Source organism: Paracoccus sp. SCSIO 75233 (genome assembly GCF_027912675.1).
Classification (GTDB): domain Bacteria; phylum Pseudomonadota; class Alphaproteobacteria; order Rhodobacterales; family Rhodobacteraceae; genus Paracoccus.
In genome coordinates this window covers 1,605,450-1,620,630 of sequence record NZ_CP115757.1, presented here as the reverse complement: position 1 = coordinate 1,620,630, position 15,181 = coordinate 1,605,450, and the positions used below count along the sequence as shown (strand labels likewise).

The 15,181-nt window shown below is 63.6% G+C and carries 19 protein-coding genes; 7 read left to right on the top strand and 12 right to left on the bottom strand.

What is annotated here, in order from left to right:
* Positions 1-5 precede the first annotated feature (5 nt).
* On the bottom strand, positions 6-335 hold the full coding sequence (locus PAF12_RS07820; protein ID WP_271109602.1) for a hypothetical protein: 330 nt from the start codon (positions 333-335) through the stop codon (positions 6-8).
* Positions 336-406: 71 nt separating this feature from the next.
* On the bottom strand, positions 407-2,197 hold the full coding sequence (locus tag PAF12_RS07815; protein ID WP_271109601.1) for an extracellular solute-binding protein: 1,791 nt from the start codon (positions 2,195-2,197) through the stop codon (positions 407-409).
* Positions 2,198-2,513: 316 nt separating this feature from the next.
* Between PAF12_RS07815 and PAF12_RS07810 the strand changes: the two genes are divergently transcribed.
* Positions 2,514-3,296, top strand: coding sequence for a 3-hydroxybutyrate dehydrogenase (locus tag PAF12_RS07810; RefSeq protein WP_271109600.1), 783 nt, complete (start codon positions 2,514-2,516; stop codon positions 3,294-3,296).
* Positions 3,274-3,450 (top strand): hypothetical protein, encoded by a 177-nt coding sequence (locus PAF12_RS07805; RefSeq protein WP_271109599.1) that lies wholly within the window; start codon positions 3,274-3,276, stop codon positions 3,448-3,450. Before PAF12_RS07810 ends, PAF12_RS07805 begins: the two co-directional genes overlap by 23 nt.
* Positions 3,451-3,458: 8 nt before the next feature.
* On the opposite strand, the gene PAF12_RS07800 is transcribed toward PAF12_RS07805, so the two are convergent.
* Entirely contained in the window at positions 3,459-4,370 is a 912-nt protein-coding gene (locus PAF12_RS07800) for a LysR substrate-binding domain-containing protein (protein WP_271109598.1), read from the bottom strand.
* A gap of 209 nt (positions 4,371-4,579) precedes the next feature.
* On the opposite strand from PAF12_RS07800, the gene PAF12_RS07795 reads away from it, so the two are divergent.
* Positions 4,580-4,840, top strand: coding sequence for a hypothetical protein (locus PAF12_RS07795; protein WP_271109597.1), 261 nt, complete (start codon positions 4,580-4,582; stop codon positions 4,838-4,840).
* 37 nt (positions 4,841-4,877) lie between these two features.
* Here PAF12_RS07795 and PAF12_RS07790 read toward each other — a convergent pair whose 3' ends face one another.
* The gene (locus tag PAF12_RS07790; protein WP_271109596.1) at positions 4,878-6,080 is read right to left on the bottom strand and encodes a pyridoxal phosphate-dependent aminotransferase; all 1,203 of its coding nucleotides are present in this window, start codon (positions 6,078-6,080) and stop codon (positions 4,878-4,880) included.
* A gap of 70 nt (positions 6,081-6,150) precedes the next feature.
* On the opposite strand from PAF12_RS07790, the gene PAF12_RS07785 reads away from it, so the two are divergent.
* Together PAF12_RS07785 and PAF12_RS07780 are read left to right on the top strand one after the other, a co-directional pair.
* A complete protein-coding gene (locus PAF12_RS07785; protein WP_271109595.1) occupies positions 6,151-6,474 on the top strand; it encodes a succinate dehydrogenase assembly factor 2 in 324 nt (107 codons plus the stop codon).
* A gap of 52 nt (positions 6,475-6,526) precedes the next feature.
* A complete protein-coding gene (locus PAF12_RS07780; protein ID WP_271109594.1) occupies positions 6,527-7,027 on the top strand; it encodes a MarR family winged helix-turn-helix transcriptional regulator in 501 nt (166 codons plus the stop codon).
* Between the two features lie 75 nt (positions 7,028-7,102).
* On the opposite strand, the gene PAF12_RS07775 is transcribed toward PAF12_RS07780, so the two are convergent.
* Positions 7,103-7,531, bottom strand: a complete 429-nt coding sequence (locus PAF12_RS07775) for a VOC family protein (RefSeq protein ID WP_271109593.1) — start codon at positions 7,529-7,531, stop codon at positions 7,103-7,105.
* A 124-nt stretch (positions 7,532-7,655) separates the two neighbouring features.
* Between PAF12_RS07775 and PAF12_RS07770 the strand changes: the two genes are divergently transcribed.
* Positions 7,656-8,489 carry a thymidylate synthase gene (locus PAF12_RS07770; protein ID WP_271109592.1) on the top strand — a complete coding sequence of 278 codons (834 nt, stop codon included), beginning with the start codon at positions 7,656-7,658 and terminating at the stop codon, positions 8,487-8,489.
* Positions 8,489-8,968: a dihydrofolate reductase gene (locus PAF12_RS07765; protein ID WP_271109591.1), complete on the top strand. Its 480-nt coding sequence runs from the start codon at positions 8,489-8,491 to the stop codon at positions 8,966-8,968. Before PAF12_RS07770 ends, PAF12_RS07765 begins: the two co-directional genes overlap by 1 nt.
* On the opposite strand, the gene PAF12_RS07760 is transcribed toward PAF12_RS07765, so the two are convergent.
* Genes PAF12_RS07760 through PAF12_RS07730 form a run of 7 tightly spaced genes read right to left on the bottom strand, consistent with a single transcriptional unit; the run spans position 8,961 to position 15,178 of the window.
* A complete protein-coding gene (locus PAF12_RS07760; RefSeq protein ID WP_271109590.1) occupies positions 8,961-10,154 on the bottom strand; it encodes a UbiH/UbiF family hydroxylase in 1,194 nt (397 codons plus the stop codon). The genes PAF12_RS07765 and PAF12_RS07760 overlap by 8 nt on opposite strands.
* 4 nt (positions 10,155-10,158) lie before the next feature.
* Positions 10,159-10,365, bottom strand: a complete 207-nt coding sequence (locus tag PAF12_RS07755) for a hypothetical protein (protein WP_271109589.1) — start codon at positions 10,363-10,365, stop codon at positions 10,159-10,161.
* A gap of 49 nt (positions 10,366-10,414) precedes the next feature.
* Positions 10,415-11,077, bottom strand: a complete 663-nt coding sequence (locus PAF12_RS07750) for a pyrimidine 5'-nucleotidase (RefSeq protein WP_271109588.1) — start codon at positions 11,075-11,077, stop codon at positions 10,415-10,417.
* 50 nt (positions 11,078-11,127) lie between these two features.
* Positions 11,128-12,051 carry a formimidoylglutamase gene (hutG, locus tag PAF12_RS07745; RefSeq protein ID WP_271109587.1) on the bottom strand — a complete coding sequence of 308 codons (924 nt, stop codon included), beginning with the start codon at positions 12,049-12,051 and terminating at the stop codon, positions 11,128-11,130.
* Positions 12,044-13,588 (bottom strand): TRAP transporter large permease subunit, encoded by a 1,545-nt coding sequence (locus PAF12_RS07740; RefSeq protein WP_271109586.1) that lies wholly within the window; start codon positions 13,586-13,588, stop codon positions 12,044-12,046. The genes hutG and PAF12_RS07740 overlap by 8 nt, the downstream gene beginning before the upstream one ends.
* Positions 13,581-14,096 carry a TRAP transporter small permease subunit gene (locus tag PAF12_RS07735; RefSeq protein WP_271109585.1) on the bottom strand — a complete coding sequence of 172 codons (516 nt, stop codon included), beginning with the start codon at positions 14,094-14,096 and terminating at the stop codon, positions 13,581-13,583. Before PAF12_RS07735 ends, PAF12_RS07740 begins: the two co-directional genes overlap by 8 nt.
* A complete protein-coding gene (locus PAF12_RS07730) occupies positions 14,096-15,178 on the bottom strand; it encodes a TRAP transporter substrate-binding protein (protein WP_271109584.1) in 1,083 nt (360 codons plus the stop codon). Before PAF12_RS07730 ends, PAF12_RS07735 begins: the two co-directional genes overlap by 1 nt.
* Positions 15,179-15,181 lie beyond the last annotated feature (3 nt).

The window sequence follows — 15,181 nt, the reverse complement described above, 5'->3', positions numbered from 1 at the left end:
CGGGCTTAATCGTCGTCCTGATCGTCATCGCCGAACCGGGCGTCGTCGTCATATTCGTCCTCGCCCTCGCCGACATATTTCGACGAATTGCGGATCGAGACGCCGTCATGCATCTCGTCCATGACCACGTCCGAGGGAATCTCGCCCGCCAGCCATTCGCGAATATCCTCGCGCGCTTCGTCGCGTTCCATGCCTTCGATTTCGGCGATGTAGCGCAGGAAGCGGCGCTGATCGCCGTCGATTTCGTCAAGCTCGGCCTCGTCAGCGGCGGGCCATTTATCGATGATCGCCTCATAGAAAGCGGGCCAGTTTTCGGCGACGTGATGCCATTTCATGCGCGACTCCTTTCCATGAGGCGTTGTGCGGGATTTATGTTCTGAAACATCGTGAAAGTGCGGATGGTTCCCTATTGCGACCCGCTGTCGCGCCACCAGGTTTCGGGAAGAAATCCGGGATAGTCGCCATAGACCGGGATTTCGTCCGGATATTTCAGCGCCGCATCATGCGCAAGGCGGCTGACCGGGGAATATCCGGCGGGAATGACATAGCGCCCGGCGGTCAGGATGCGGTCGAGGGCGCGCACGGCGGCGATGAAATCCTCGCGCGATCCGGCATTCAGCATCTCCGCAATCATGGCTTCGGCAGCGGGGGAGTTCATGCCCATGAAGTTCCGCGTGCCGTCCTGTGTCACCCCGTCAGAGCCCCAGTAGAGCATCTGTTCATTGCCCGGCGACAGCGACAGGGCGCGGTCATACCATGTCATGTCGAAGCTGTAATTATTCGTGCGCTCGATATATTGCGCGCTGTCGAGCGTGGTGATGGTGGGCTGCATGCCAAGCTGGCGCAGCGACTGGATATAGATCTCCGCGATCTGCTTCATCTCGGTCGCGCTGCTCATGGCGCTGCCCGACTGGTTGAGCAGGATTTCAAAGGTGAAGCTCTCACCGGCCTCGTTGGTCAGCACGCCGTTCTCTACCGTCCAGCCGGCTTCGTTCAGCAGCTTCGTCGCGCTGCGCATGGCGCGGCGGTCCATCGGCTGGGCGGAGCCTTCGGGCAGGGCGTAGCCTTCGATGGTGCCGGGGGGCAACTCATCCACGAACGGTTCCAGCAATTCCAGCACGCGCCCTTCGGCGGGTGTGCCGGGGATCATCGCCAGATCGGAATTCGCGAAATAGGAGGAGATGCGGGTTTCCGCGCCGTTCGACAGCGTGGCGTTGATGAACTGCCAGTTGAATGCCTCGATCATCGCCTGACGGACGCGCCAGTCCTGAAAGATCGGGTTCCGCGTGTTCATCACCAGCCCCATAATGCCGGAGGGGCGCTCGTTCGGAATTTCGGATTTCACCACCTCGCCGGAGGTGGCGCGGGCGAAGTCATAATCGTTTTCCCAGCGGTTAGGATCAAGCTCGCGCCAGACGTCGATATCTCCGGCGCGGAAGGCTTCGGACATGGCGTTGCTGTCGCCAAAATATTCGTAGATCACCTGATCGAAATTATGCAGCCCCTGATTGACCGGCAGATCCGCGCCCCACCAATCGGGGTTGCGGCGGAAGGTAAAGCTGCGGCCGGGATCGACATTTTCGATGACATAGGGGCCGGAGCCGATCGGAACTTCAAGTCCGGGATTGGCAAAGTCCTGCCCCTCCCACTGCGCTTTCTTCAGGATCGGGCGCATGCCCATCAGCATGGCAAGTTCGCGGTCTTCGACATTGAATGTAAAGCGGATTTTGTTCTCGCCGGTCTGTTCCATCTTCTCGACCTTGGACCATGCGCCGCGATAACGGGGATGGCCCTGCGTGCCGAGGATCTCATAGGACCACATCACATCCTCGACCGTGACCGGGGTGCCGTCGGAGAATTTTGCCTCCGGACGCAGGGTGAATTCGACCCATGTCCGTTCGGGATCAGTCTCGACAGATTCGGCCAGCAGGCCATAAAGCGTAAACGGCTCATCCATCGAGCGCAGCATAAGCGTTTCGGCCAGCACACCGGGCATGGTGAAGATCGGCCAGGCCGGGTTGCCGCGCAGCACCCACGGTTTAAGCGAATCGAAACTGCCCGATTCACCCAGCCGAATCGCCCCCCCTTTCGGGGCGTCGGGGTTGGCGTATGGCAGGGCGGTGAAACCATCCGGCAGGGCGGGTTCGCCATACATTGCAATAGCGTGGGACGGTTCAGCGAGGGTTGTCAGCGGCATCGCTGCAACAGTTGCAAAGCTCACCAGACCGGCGAAAAAAGCGGTTCTGATCCAGGATTCGTTAGGATTCTTGAAGATTCGCATCTTTGCGTGAGCTCCCCTGCGGCAAAGGCCAGTAATTTCAAGCCGCAGACTAGCCGACCGACTTTGCCCTGACAAACAACAGCCTTGGACTCACGCGCGGTTTCGCCTATATATGACTTACTGCTCGATAGGTTTCTTGCCTGTATGAAACCTGCCTCATGACTTGCGCCCGCCTTGTGCGGGCGCTTTTTTTGTGTTCCGGTCCCGGCGGAAACAAGGTGAGGGATTCCCTATGTTCGAGAATGTTCTGAATGGTAAAACGGCGGTCGTGACGGGGTCAAACTCCGGTATCGGGCTTGGCATCGCGCGTGAACTGGCGAAGGCCGGGGCCTCGGTCGTGCTGAACAGCTACACCGATGACGAGGCAGATCATAAGCTGGCCGACGAAATCGGGGCGGAGTTCGGCGTCACCGCGCGCTATATTCAGGCCGATATGTCCAAGGCCGATCAGTGCCGTGCCCTAATCGAGAAGGCCGGGACCTGCGACATCCTGATCAACAATGCCGGCATCCAGCATGTCGCGCCGATCCCGGAATTCCCGCAAGGCAAATGGGATGCGATCATTGCGATCAACCTGTCCTCCGCCTTTCACACCACGGCGGCGGCGCTGCCGATGATGCGCAAATCCGGCTGGGGCCGGGTCATCAATATCGCCTCTGCCCACGGGCTGACCGCCTCGCCGTTCAAATCCGCCTATGTCGCCGCAAAACACGGTGTCGTCGGGCTGACCAAGGTGACGGCGCTTGAAACCGCGCAGGAACCCATCACCGCCAACGCGATCTGCCCCGGCTATGTGCTGACCCCGCTGGTCGAGGCGCAGATCCCGGACACGATGAAGGAATACAATATGTCGCGCGAGGACGTGGTGAAGAACGTCCTGCTGGAGCGTCAGCCGTCGAAGGAATTCGCCACGGTCGAACAGATGGGCGGCACGGCGATTTTCCTGTGCAGCGACGCGGCGGCCCAGATCACCGGCACGACGATCAGCGTCGATGGCGGCTGGACCGCATTGTAAGCGCGGGCCGGGCCGTTTCGCGGCCTGGTTCGACCGCTGGTCGAAGCGGCGGGCGGAGAAGAACCGCCGCTTCAAGATCCCCTGTCACCTTGGGGTCAAACCGGGCAGGGCGGATGACCAGAACCACCAGACGACGCGGGGTGGCAAGGGCTGACGCCGGGCCTATGCCGCGCCCTGTTGCGGCATGTTCGCCGCGTCCTCCGCTGCCGCCTCGTTCAGCACGAAGCGCAGGAACGACTTGATCATCGGGCGGTTGCGGCGCGCATGAGGGTAGACCACCCAATAGGCCAGATCATCCTGCCAGCACAGATCGAAGGGCTGGATCAGTGCCCCCGTCGTCAACTCGCTGCGGAAGAAACGCGGGTCGAGCAGCGCGATCCCTTCCCCGGCAATCGCCGCGCGGCTGAGTTGAAGCTGGCTGTCCATCTCGAACCGTCTTGTGGGCGCGCAGGACAGTTCATCGACCCCGGCAAGGACAAGCCACGCATCCCAGTTCTTGTCATGGTTGTTCAGCCACGGCAGGTCGACCACATCTTCGGGCCGGGTGGCGGGGCCGTATTTCTCGACCAGAGCCGGGGAATACATCGGCGTCAGCCTGGCCTCGAACAGTTTGTGACTGACCATTCCATCCCATGATCCACGCCCCTTGCGGATGGCGACGTCGATGTCCTGACGGTTGAAATCGACCAGCTTGTCATTCGTGTCCAGCCGAACGGCCAGATTCGCATGCGCCATCTGGAACCGTCCCAGCCGGTGTGACAGCCAGTTGCCCGCGACGGTCATCATGGTGGAGATCGCCAGCGTTTCCTGCTGGCCGTTCTGACCGGCATAGGTGTCGCGCAGAAGCGCAAACGCCTCCGCCGTCGGTCCGGCATAGCGGCGGCCCATCTCTGTCAGTTCCAGCCCTTTCGGGTTGCGCAGGAAAAGCTGCCCGCCCAACCGTTCCTCCAGCAGCTTGATCTGATAGCTGACCGCCGCCTGCGTCATGCCGAGCGTTTCCGCCGCCTGCGTAAAGCTGAGCTGTCGGCTGGCGGCGTCGAACACGCGCAAGGCGGCGAGGGGCGGGATGTCCATAAGCTGTCCTTATGTGCGCTTGCCGGCGTTTTGTTGGCTTTCGGAGGCGCAGCGTAGCATTCTTTCCCCATGCAGCAAAGCAGAGCCGCCGCAAACGCCGCCCCTGACGCTGACATGAAAAATGAAACGCCCGTTCCCGCGCCTCTGGCGGCAGAAGCCCGCTTTATGAGGGTGAGTGTGAACGTGTCACTGAATGAAGGAGGTTGAGGATGACGATCATGCCGATTGAACAACGTGCAGGCTGCGACCTCGGATCGCCGCTGGCCCGGATGCTGAACCGCCTCGCGGCGTGGAGCGAGGCACGCCACCAGAAGCGGATCTGCCGCAAAAGCGCGGGCGCGGTGCCTGAGCATCTCCGCTGGGATGTGGGGCTGGATGGTGGCGCGCCGGTTACACGGCACCGGCCATCGGGGCGCAGCTTCGTCACCGATGAGAAACCCGGATCGGCGCAAAGCTCACTTTACTGGTAAAAGCGGCGGCCCGTTCATCGCGGGCCGCTTTCCATCGTCAGGCGCAGCCGTCGCAGAATGCCCTGATGCGGCTGATCGCCTCGCCCAGCATCTCGTCGCTCGCGGCGTAGCTGACCCGGAAATGCGGCGACAGCCCGAATGCCGCGCCGAAGACGACCGCCACGCCTGCCTCGTCCAGAAGCGCATTCGCAAAGGTCTCGTCATCGGTAATCCGCACACCCCCGGCAGAGCTCTTGCCGATCAGCCCGGCAATCGACGGGTAGACATAGAACGCGCCCTGCGGGGTCGGGCAGTCGATGCCCGCGCATTCGTTCAGCCCGGCCACAACCAGATCGCGGCGACGCTGGAATGCGGCGCGAGAGGTGGCGATGTAATCCTGCGGCCCGGTCAGCGCGGCGAGCGCGGCATATTGGCTGACCGTGCAGGGGTTGGAGGTGGATTGCGATTGCAGCTTGGCCATTGCGCGGATCAATTCGCGCGGTCCCGCGCCATACCCGATCCGCCAGCCGGTCATGGCGTAGGCCTTGCTGACGCCGTTCATGGTCAGCGTGCGGTCGATCAGCCCCGGCTCCACCTCGGCTGGGGTGACGAAGCGGAAGCCGTCGAACACCAGATGTTCGTAAATATCATCCGCCAGCACCCAGACATGCGGGTTGTCCATCAGCACATCGGTCAGGGCGCGCATCTCTGCCGCGCCATAGGCGGCACCTGTCGGGTTGGAGGGGGAATTCAGGATCACCCATTTCGTGCGCGGCGTGATCGCCTGACGCAGCGCATCGGCGCTGAGCCGGAATCCCTGATCGGCAGGGCAGGGCACCACGACCGGCACCCCACCCGCAAGCGCCACGATGTCGGGATAGCTGACCCAGTAGGGCGCGGGGATAATGACCTCATCACCGGGATTGACCGTCGCCAGAAGCGCGTTGAACAGGATCTGCTTGCCGCCGGTCCCGACGCTGATCTGCTCCGGGGCGTAGTCCAGCCCGTTATCGCTAGAAAATTTCTCGCTGATCGCCGCCTTCAGCTCTGCAATGCCGTCGACGGCGGTGTAGCGGGTTTTCCCGGCGTCGATGGCGGCTTTCGCTGCGGCGCGGATATGTTCGGGCGTGTCGAAATCCGGCTCCCCCGCTGACAGTCCGATAATATCGCGCCCCGCTGCCTTCAGATCCGCCACCCGGCCGGTCATGGCCACGGTCGGCGAAGGCTTGATGCGGGCGATTGCGTCGGAAAGGAAAGCCATCATACGCTCCTTGGAAAAACCACTCTTCCGTCATAGGTTGCGCGCGGACCGGCGACAAGCGAGGCACGTCATGGAAACTCAGGAAACCCGTCTGAAACGGCTGCGGATGCGAAGCTGGCGGCGCGGGATGAAGGAAATGGACCTGATCCTTGGCCCGTTCGCGGACAGGAAGCTGGCCGATCTGCCGGACGAGTTGATGGCCCAGTATGAGCAGGTGATGGGCGAGAACGATCAGGATCTTTATCGCTGGATCGTCGCCCGCTCGCGCGGCGACAGCGAAGGCCCGGCGGAGATTTCGGCGGTGCTGGACGTGATCGCCGCCGCCGCCTTCGGGCATTTTGCCGAAGATAGCGAGCATTTTAACAATAAACCGCTGGATTCACGGCGGAGTTAACCCGAAATTCGGCTTTCGCGGTCATCGTCCTCCTAACCAAGGGGATGATGACATGAAAGCTCTTATGCCCATAGCGGATCGCGAGATGGAGCGCGATCAGACCGATGCTTATTTCCAGTCGCTGCAATTGCTGGAGCGGTTGCACCGGCTGATGCTCGATCTGGTCAAGGACGAGTTTGAACGTGTGGGAAAATGCGACCTGACCCCGGTGCAGGGGTTGCTGCTCTACCATCTGGGCGAGGCGGAGGTGTCCGCGGGGGAGTTGCGATCGCGCGGCATGTATCAGGGTTCCAACGTGTCTTATAACCTGAAGAAGCTCGTCACGATGGGCTATGTCCATCATGAGCGCAGCGATCAGGACCGGCGCGCCATCCGCGTGCGGCTGACCCCGGAAGGGCAGGAGATGCGGGCGGTGATCCGGCAGCTCTTCGCCCGCCATGCAGAGGCGCTGTCGATGGGCGGGGTGCTGGACGATCCGCCGCTGGACCGGGTGAACCGTCAATGGCAGCGGGTCGAACGCTACTGGACCGAACAGATCCGGTATATCTACTGACATCGCTGACGAAAAACCCGGCCGCAGCATGAACCGGCGCGGTCGGGTTTCGTTGCCTGTCGTGGCGAAACCGCCTTACCAGTGGCCGGTATTTTCCATGCTGGCCCAGGGCTCCTGCGGGGGCAGGTGTTCGCCCTCCTGCAGCAACTCGATCGAGATATTGTCGGGGCTGCGCACGAATGCCATGTGACCGTCGCGCGGCGGGCGGTTGATGGTCACGCCGGCATCCATCAGCTTCTGGCAAGCCTCGTAGATATTATCGACCCGGTAGGCGAGATGACCGAAATGGCGGCTGTCCGACGGCAGCCCGTCATCGCCGTCCCAGTTATAGGTCAGTTCGACCGGGCATTCCTCCTGACCGGGAGGGGCCATGAAGATGAGCGAGAACCGGCCCTTTTCATTCTCGATCCGGCGCGTCTCCTCCAGCCCCAGAAGCCGGTAGAATTCCATTGATTTCTCAAGATCCTTCACCCGGACCATCGTATGCAGATAGCGTAGCGGCATGGAATATCCTTTCATCGCGGGAAAACTGTGGTCGTTTCAGCTAGGCAAACTCCGCCATCCCGGTCGAGGTTGCAACCGCAGACCGGCACGGTAAGAAGATAGAAGCACAGGACAGGGCCAGATCATGCAGCAATATCACGATGCGCTGAGGACGATCCTCGAACATGGCGAAGACTCGACCGACCGCACCGGCACCGGCACGCTGTCCTATTTCGGGATGCAGTGCCGCTATCCGCTGGCCGACGGGTTTCCGCTGGTGACGACGAAGAAGCTGCATCTGCGCTCCATCATCCATGAATTGCTGTGGTTCCTCGCCGGGGACACGAATATCGGCTATCTGAAGGACAACAAGGTCTCGATCTGGGATGAATGGGCGGATGAGAACGGCGATCTCGGTCCCGTCTACGGCCATCAGTGGCGGCGTTTCCCGGCGCTTGAACCGAGTGGCGAGGTCAGGGACGGACGCCCCCTGTTCTTTGCCCGCTCCGTCGATCAGATTGCCGATCTGGTGGAAAATATCCGCAAAAGCCCCGACAGCCGCCGCCTGATCGTCTCCGCCTGGAACCCGGGCGAGGTGCCGGATATGGCGCTGCCGCCCTGCCACACGCTCTGGCAGGTGCGGATCATCGGGCGGAAAATGCATCTCCAGCTTTATCAGCGGTCGGCCGATATGTTCCTCGGCGTGCCGTTCAATATCGCATCTTACGCGCTGCTGCTGGCGATGCTGGCCCATGTCACCGGCTACGAGGCGGGGGATTTCGTCCATACCATCGGGGACGCGCATATCTATTCCAACCATATGGATCAGGTGAAAACCCAGCTTGCGCGCCAACCCAAGCCGCTGCCGGAGTTGCGGATCGCCCGTGAGGTCGGCTCCATCTTCGATTTCCGTTATGAGGATTTCGAGTTTCTGAACTACGATCCCGACCCGGCGATCAAGGCCCCGGTGGCGGTCTGATGCTCAGCCTGATCGTCGCGCGCGACCGGAACGGGGCGATTGGCCGGGACGGGAATATTCCGTGGCACATCCCCGAAGACTTGGCGTTCTTCAAGCGGGAGACCCTTGGCGGCGCGCTGATCATGGGGCGGCGGACATGGGAGAGCCTGCCGTTCAAGCCGCTGAAGAACCGGCTGAACCTTGTCGTGTCCTCGACGCTGGATCTGCCTGAACATGTCGTGCCTGATGCCGAAACTGCGATAGAGACCGCGCAGCGTCAGGGTTATGCCCGTATCTATGGCATTGGCGGGGCGGGCATCTATCGCGAGCTGCTGCCACGCGCCGACCGGCTGCTGATCAGCGAGGTCGATCTCAGCGTCGACGACCCCGACACGTTCTTTCCCGCGATTGAGGCAACCGACTGGAGGCGGGGGGCGGAGATCACGCTGCGCGCCGATGGCCCGCCTTGCATTGCCGTCGAATATCTGCGGATCAGGTAACGCCCAGACCCGCCTTCATCATCAGCCGTCGCACCGGCGGGATGCCGTAGATCGCGCCCAGACCAGCCGCGCGCAGATCGCGCAGCGGGCGCGCCTCGATCATGCTGGCGCGGTTCAGCAGGTCGATGCCGGTCAGCCGCAGCTTCGCCTCCCGCCAGCGGCTGCGCTGAAACGCGTCGAGGCTTTCCCGGCTGCCCGGATCGCTCCGCGACAGATCCAGCAGCAGCGACAGATCGGCAAGGCTCATATTCAGCCCTTGCGCCCCGATGGGCGGCACGACATGCGCGGCCTCGGCAATCAGGGCGGTGCGCGGCCCGGTAAAGCGCCGCGCGATCTGGCTGATGATCGGCCATGCGCTCAGCCGTGTGACCGGGGTCAGATGGCCCAGAATGCCGGTGGAGCGTTCGTTCAGCTCCGCCTCGAAAAGCGGAGGGTCCAGCGACATCAGCCGCGCAACCTCCGGCCCGCGCTCCATCCAGACCACGGCGGAGGAGGGCTTGCCGTCGCGATCCGGCAGCGGGACCAGCGTGAACGGCCCGCCGGAGCGATGGATTTCGGTCGAGACATTTTCGTGCGGCTTTTCATGCGTCACCGCAAAGGCCAGCGCCTTTTGCCCGTAACGGATCGTGTCGACACCGATATTCAGCGCGTTCCGTATGACGGATTCGCGGCCATCCGCACCGACCACCAGCCGTGCAGAGACGCTGCTGCCATCTGACAGCGTCACGACCGCCTCGCTTTCGCGCGCGACCAGCCCGATCGTTGCCTTGCCGGGGCGGAAGGTCACATTCTCCTGCTTCGCCAGATGCGCCACGATCTCGCGCCGCAGCAGCCAGTTGGGCAGGTTCCAGCCGAAGGGCGCGTCCGAAATATCGGCGGCGTTGAAATCGCGCACCAGCCGGGCTTTCGGCGTCGCCCCGCCCGCGTCGATGATCCGCATGACCTGCAACGGCATCGCATGTGGGGCAAAGCGATCCCACAGCCCGACCCGCTCCAGAAGCCGGATCGAGGGATGCAGAAAGGCCGTGGTGCGCAGATCAGAATTCGCTGCCGCCTCCTCCGTGACCGGGGGGGCGGGATCGACACAGATCACCTGATGGCCATCCGCCGCGAAGGCCGCCGCCGCCGTCAGCCCGGCAATACCGCCGCCGGAGACAAGAATATCGGTTTGCGCGGCCTTCGTCATTGCGTCAGCTCCCTGCCATAAAGGCCAGCATGACGGCGAAGCAAAGCGCCGTCAGGATCAGCCCGATCAGCCCAAGCGCGGGCAGCCCGAACAGGACCACGATCAGGACCGCGACCACCAGCACCACAAGAATGCCAAGAAAGATGCGCACAGCCAGTGCATTTTCGCGCCGGCTGGCCTGCGCGTCGTCGGTGAGTGCCTGTTCGGACATCGGGAAACCTCCGTAAAAACCAGCCCCGATCTTGCCAGAGCCTCCGCCCTCAGACAAGCGCCCGCAGGAAGCCCGCAAGGTCGCGGGTCCGGTGTCGTACATGCGCAGCGGGGGCCTTGCCGGGGCTGATCTGGTCCGGTCCGGCGCGGCCGTCACCGACCAGAACCGTCTGCATGCCCAGCCCGAACGGGACTTCAAGGTTGCGCGGATCGTCCTCGAACATAACGGCTTTTTCCGGATCGAAGCGGCATTCCGCCATCACTGCGGCATAAGCGCGCGGATCGGGTTTTGGATGAAATCCGACCTCTTCGATTCCGATCACGGCCTCGAACCCGGCAAGCTGAAGCTGGCTCAGCACCTTGCCCGCGTAATGCGAATCCGCATTGGTGTGGACGATCTTGCGCCCCGGCAGCGCGGCAATGGCCGCCGCCAGCTCCGGGGCGGGGGAGAGAACCGAAAAATCGATATCGTGGACGTCCAGCAGATATTCATGCGGATCAATGTCATGTTCGGCCATCAACCCGGCCAGCGTGGTGCCGTAATCGCGCCAGTAATGAATGCGCAGCCGGTCGGCCTCTGCCGCCTCCACGCCCAGAACCCGCTGGAGATGGGCGGTCATCCGCGTCTCGATCTGCGCGAAAAGCGCTGCCTCCGCCGGGTACAGCGTGTTGTCGAGATCGAAGATCCAGGTGTCGATATGCGCGAATTCCATGCCTCAGTGATAGGCGGAAGCCGGTGCGGGCGCAATCGGCGGGGGCAGGCTCACGCCTTGCCGCCCAGCAGCAGGCGGCGGCCCAGCAGGGCGGCGGTTCGGGCGGACAGGCCGGTCGGGTCCAGCCGCGGGGAGAACTCCACCATATCGGCCAGAGCGACGACCGGGGCTGCGTCGAAAACCGCGTCAATCAGCGCCTCCACCACATGCAGCGGCACGCCGCGCCCGGCGGGGGCGCTGACGGCGGACATGGCGGCATGCGGCAGCACATCCAGATCGAGCGTCAGATAGATATGGTCGTTGCGCGCACAGATCGCTTCGATCGCTTGCAGCGCCGCATCCGGCCCGGTTTGCAGCGCCCGGTCGGGGACGATGCCGACTGACCAGTCACGCGCGCGATCCAGAAGCGCCTGAGTGTTGCCCTCTGCCGCGAGACCCAGCACGAGGTAATCGAACCCCTCCGGCTCAGCCGCGCGGATCTGCGCGAAAGGCGTGCCGGAGGAGGGGCCGCTCTCGCCCGCATTCCTGATGTCCAGATGCGCGTCGATATTGATGATCCCGATCCGCCCCTGCCGCGCGGATCGCAGCCCGGTCCAGCTTGCGAATGCGGTCTCATGGCCGCCGCCCAGAACCACGGCGCGTTCAAGGGTGGCCAGCGCCCCGGTGATCTGACCGGCCATCATCGCCTGCGCGGCCTCCAGCCCGGTCCCGCTCAGCGCCACATCGCCCAGATCGGCGAAACCCGGCCAGCCGGTCGGCGCGGCAAGGTTGGCCATCGCCATGCGCAGCGCCTGCGGTCCCTCTGCCGCGCCGGGTCGGCCCTTGTTGCGCCGCACCCCCTCGTCACAGGCGAAGCCGAGCAGGGCGACATCCGCCCCCGCTGCGCCTGCCAGATGATGCAGCCTCAGCGCCGCAGGCCCGTCCTCCGGGTCGCTGCGGCCGGTCCATTCAGGGGCGGCGACCAGATCAGCCATAAAGCCACCCCGGCAGCCATGTCGCGATGATCGGGATCAGCCAGACGACCGCCACGGCCAATGCCTGCAGGAACAGGAACGGGGCGACGCCGCGATAGATCTGGCCGGTCGTGACCTCCGGCGGGGCCGCGCCGCGCAGATAGAACAGCGAGAAGCCGAAAGGCGGGGTCAGGAAGCTTGTTTGCAGATTAATCGCGATCAGCACCGCCAGCCAGACCGGATCATGGCCCATGGTGATCAGCACCGGCACCACCAGCGGCAGCAGGATGACGGAGATCTCCACGAAATCGAGGAAGAAGCCGAGGAGGAAGATCAGCCCCATCGTGAACAGCAGCGCCCCGGTCGGCCCGCCCGGCATCCGCTCCAGCAGATCGGCCAGCCGGTCCTCGCCACCCAGCCCGATGAACACCAGCGAGAACATCCCTGCCATCAGGATCGTGGCAAAGATCATCGCGCTGACCGTCGCGGTCTCCGTCACCACGGCGCTCAGCATTCCGCCCAGCCGGATCCGCCAGGCCGCAAGCGCCAGCACCAGCATGGAGATCAGGGCGAGTGCGGCGTAAAGATAGCCCAGCATCTGCTGCGTCTGTGTCAGGTCGCTGCGTTGCAGCCGCACCGGGGCCACGCCCGCCGCAATTGCCAGTGCCAGCAGCGCGCAGAAGCCCAGCCAGAACTGCCATGCCGGCATCCCGGCGTGCCGTCCGGCCAGCAGAAGCGCCCCGGCTGCACCGACCGCCCCGGCCTCCGTCGGGGTGGCGATCCCGCCAAGGATAGCGCCCAGAACAGCCACGATCAGCGCAATCGGCGGCACCACGGCGGCCATGATCTCGCCCGCGCCGGGACGTCCGGCCTCGTCAATGACTGGCGGCATGTCCTGAGGGCGCAACCATGCCCGCGCGATCAGATAGATCAGATAGATCCCCACAATCGCCAGCCCCGGCAGCATCGCCGCCGCAAATGTCTGCCCGACGGAGATCGTCTGGATGGAGAATTTTCCCTGTGCATATTGCGCCTGCTGATAGGCCGAGGACATCACGTCCGACAGGATAATCAGCAGCGTTGAGGGCGGGATGATCTGACCCAGCGTTCCCGCCGTGCAGACCGTCCCGCAGGCCAGCGGCACATCGTAGCCGTTGCGGATCATCGTCGGCAGCGCGATCATCCCCATGGCGATTACCGTTGCCCCGACAATCCCGGTCGAGGCCGCCAGCAGCGCGCCGACCAGCACGACCGAGATGCCAAGGCCGCCGCGCCGGTGCCCGAACATCCGCGCCATCGTCTCCAGCAGCCGCTCGGCAATGCCGGATCGTTGCAGGATCACGCCCATCATCACGAATAGCGGAATGGCGATCAGCGTGCGGTTGGTCATCACCCCGAAGAAACGCTGCCCGATGGCGCCGAACAGCGCCGCATCGAAACCGCCGGTCAGCCAACCGATCCCGGCGAACAGAACCGCGATGCCGGAAATGGTGAAGGCCACCGGATAGCCCAGCACGATCCCCACGATCAGCGCCGCGATCATCCACAGATCAAGCATCAGGCGTCCCTTCCTTGCCGCTCAGCCGCACCAGATCGCGCAGGATCAGCGCGACCCCCTGTATGGCGAGCAGCGCGCAAAACCCCAGTGTCAGCGATTTCAGCAGATAGGAAAACGGCAGCCCGCCCACGGAAATCGCCCCCTCCCGGATCGCCCATGAGGCGCGGATCGACGGCCAGCTCCACCACGCGATCACGGCAAGGCTGGGCAGCAGCAGCAGGCAATGCCCCGCCAGATCCAGCATGGATTTCCCGCGTGGCGACCATTTCGCATAGAAAATATCCACCCGTACATGCCGGTCCATCAGCAGCGTATAGCCGGAGGCCAGCATGAACAGGCTCGCATGGGTATAAAGCACGATCTCATCCGCCCAGATCGCGCCGATCCCGAAGACATAGCGCAGCAGCACAATGGCAAACTGCGCCGCCAGCAGCAGCAGCGCCAGCCAGCGAACCGTCTGGCCGGTGATCCGATTGATCGCGTCCAGACGGTCCGCCAGCCTCAGCATCAGACGCCCATTGCCGCGGCGCGGGCGTTGATCGCACCGGCTTCGGACTGGACCTGATACCCGGCGATCAGATCTCGGTAGGCCATGAAGCTTTCGGTGACCTTCTTGGTGGTCTCGTCACCGGCCAGCAACTCGTTATAGACCTCACCGGCGGCGGTCCACATCGCGGCCAGCACGTCGTCGGGCAGGCGATGCACCTCCACCCCGTCATTCGCGACAAGCTGTTCCAGCGCGCGGGCGTGGTTGGTCAGATACTCCGTCAACACCTCGTTATAAAGGCTCTCGCAGGCGGCGCGGACGGCGGCTTTCAGATCGTCGGGCAGGGCGTTCCAGCTTTCCAGATTGACCGCGCATTCCTCCGCCGATCCGGGCTCGCCGATGCCGGGCCAGTAGTAATGCTTGGCGATCTGCTGATAGCCCACGGCGGCATCCGTCCACGGCCCGATGAACTCACCGGCGTCGAGCGCGCCCGATTGCAGCGCCTGGAACATCTCGCCCCCCGACAGCGCCTGCACCGACATGCCCAGCTTGGTGCACATCTCGGATGCGAGCCCGGTCGAACGGAACCGCAGCCCCTTCAGATCCTCGGCAGAGTTGATCGGCTCGCGGAACCAGCCTGCCCATTGCGGCCCGGAATTGCCGCACAGGAAGGGTTTCAGCCCGAAGCCCGCATAGACCTCGTCATAAAGCTCCTGGCCGCCGCCATAGCTCATCCAGCCGACCTGCTCCGTCGCGGTCAGACCGAAGGGCTGGCTGCAAAACAGCAGGATCGCCTTGGACTTGCTGCCCCAATAGCTCGGGACCGCGTGGTACAGATCCGCCGTGCCCTGCGATACCGCGTCGAACACGCCATTGCCGGGGACCAGCTCGCCCGCTGCGAAAAGCTGCACCTCGATCCGGCCACCCGACAGCAGCGTGATCCGGTCGGCCAGCTTCTGCGCCGCGACACCGGGGCCGGGCAGGTTTTTCGGCCAGCTGGTGACCATTTTCCATTGCAGAACATCCTGCGCAACCGCAGGTGCCGCAAGTGCGGAAGCTGCGGCCCCGATCCCGGCAGTGGCGATAAAGGAACGTCTTTTCATCGT

Excerpts from the sequence above, each read along its gene's own strand:
- PAF12_RS07820 (WP_271109602.1), bottom strand. The coding sequence starts at position 335 with ATGAAATGGCATCACGTCGCCGAAAACTGGCCCGCTTTCTATGAGGCG.
- PAF12_RS07815 (WP_271109601.1), bottom strand. The coding sequence starts at position 2,197 with ATGCCGCTGACAACCCTCGCTGAACCGTCCCACGCTATTGCAATGTAT.
- PAF12_RS07810 (WP_271109600.1), top strand. The coding sequence starts at position 2,514 with ATGTTCGAGAATGTTCTGAATGGTAAAACGGCGGTCGTGACGGGGTCA.
- PAF12_RS07805 (WP_271109599.1), top strand. The coding sequence starts at position 3,274 with ATGGCGGCTGGACCGCATTGTAAGCGCGGGCCGGGCCGTTTCGCGGCC.
- PAF12_RS07800 (WP_271109598.1), bottom strand. The coding sequence starts at position 4,370 with ATGGACATCCCGCCCCTCGCCGCCTTGCGCGTGTTCGACGCCGCCAGC.
- PAF12_RS07795 (WP_271109597.1), top strand. The coding sequence starts at position 4,580 with ATGACGATCATGCCGATTGAACAACGTGCAGGCTGCGACCTCGGATCG.
- PAF12_RS07790 (WP_271109596.1), bottom strand. The coding sequence starts at position 6,080 with ATGGCTTTCCTTTCCGACGCAATCGCCCGCATCAAGCCTTCGCCGACC.
- PAF12_RS07785 (WP_271109595.1), top strand. The coding sequence starts at position 6,151 with ATGGAAACTCAGGAAACCCGTCTGAAACGGCTGCGGATGCGAAGCTGG.
- PAF12_RS07780 (WP_271109594.1), top strand. The coding sequence starts at position 6,527 with ATGAAAGCTCTTATGCCCATAGCGGATCGCGAGATGGAGCGCGATCAG.
- PAF12_RS07775 (WP_271109593.1), bottom strand. The coding sequence starts at position 7,531 with ATGCCGCTACGCTATCTGCATACGATGGTCCGGGTGAAGGATCTTGAG.
- PAF12_RS07770 (WP_271109592.1), top strand. The coding sequence starts at position 7,656 with ATGCAGCAATATCACGATGCGCTGAGGACGATCCTCGAACATGGCGAA.
- PAF12_RS07765 (WP_271109591.1), top strand. The coding sequence starts at position 8,489 with ATGCTCAGCCTGATCGTCGCGCGCGACCGGAACGGGGCGATTGGCCGG.
- PAF12_RS07760 (WP_271109590.1), bottom strand. The coding sequence starts at position 10,154 with ATGACGAAGGCCGCGCAAACCGATATTCTTGTCTCCGGCGGCGGTATT.
- PAF12_RS07755 (WP_271109589.1), bottom strand. The coding sequence starts at position 10,365 with ATGTCCGAACAGGCACTCACCGACGACGCGCAGGCCAGCCGGCGCGAA.
- PAF12_RS07750 (WP_271109588.1), bottom strand. The coding sequence starts at position 11,077 with ATGGAATTCGCGCATATCGACACCTGGATCTTCGATCTCGACAACACG.
- hutG (WP_271109587.1), bottom strand. The coding sequence starts at position 12,051 with ATGGCTGATCTGGTCGCCGCCCCTGAATGGACCGGCCGCAGCGACCCG.
- PAF12_RS07740 (WP_271109586.1), bottom strand. The coding sequence starts at position 13,588 with ATGCTTGATCTGTGGATGATCGCGGCGCTGATCGTGGGGATCGTGCTG.
- PAF12_RS07735 (WP_271109585.1), bottom strand. The coding sequence starts at position 14,096 with ATGCTGAGGCTGGCGGACCGTCTGGACGCGATCAATCGGATCACCGGC.
- PAF12_RS07730 (WP_271109584.1), bottom strand. The coding sequence starts at position 15,178 with ATGAAAAGACGTTCCTTTATCGCCACTGCCGGGATCGGGGCCGCAGCT.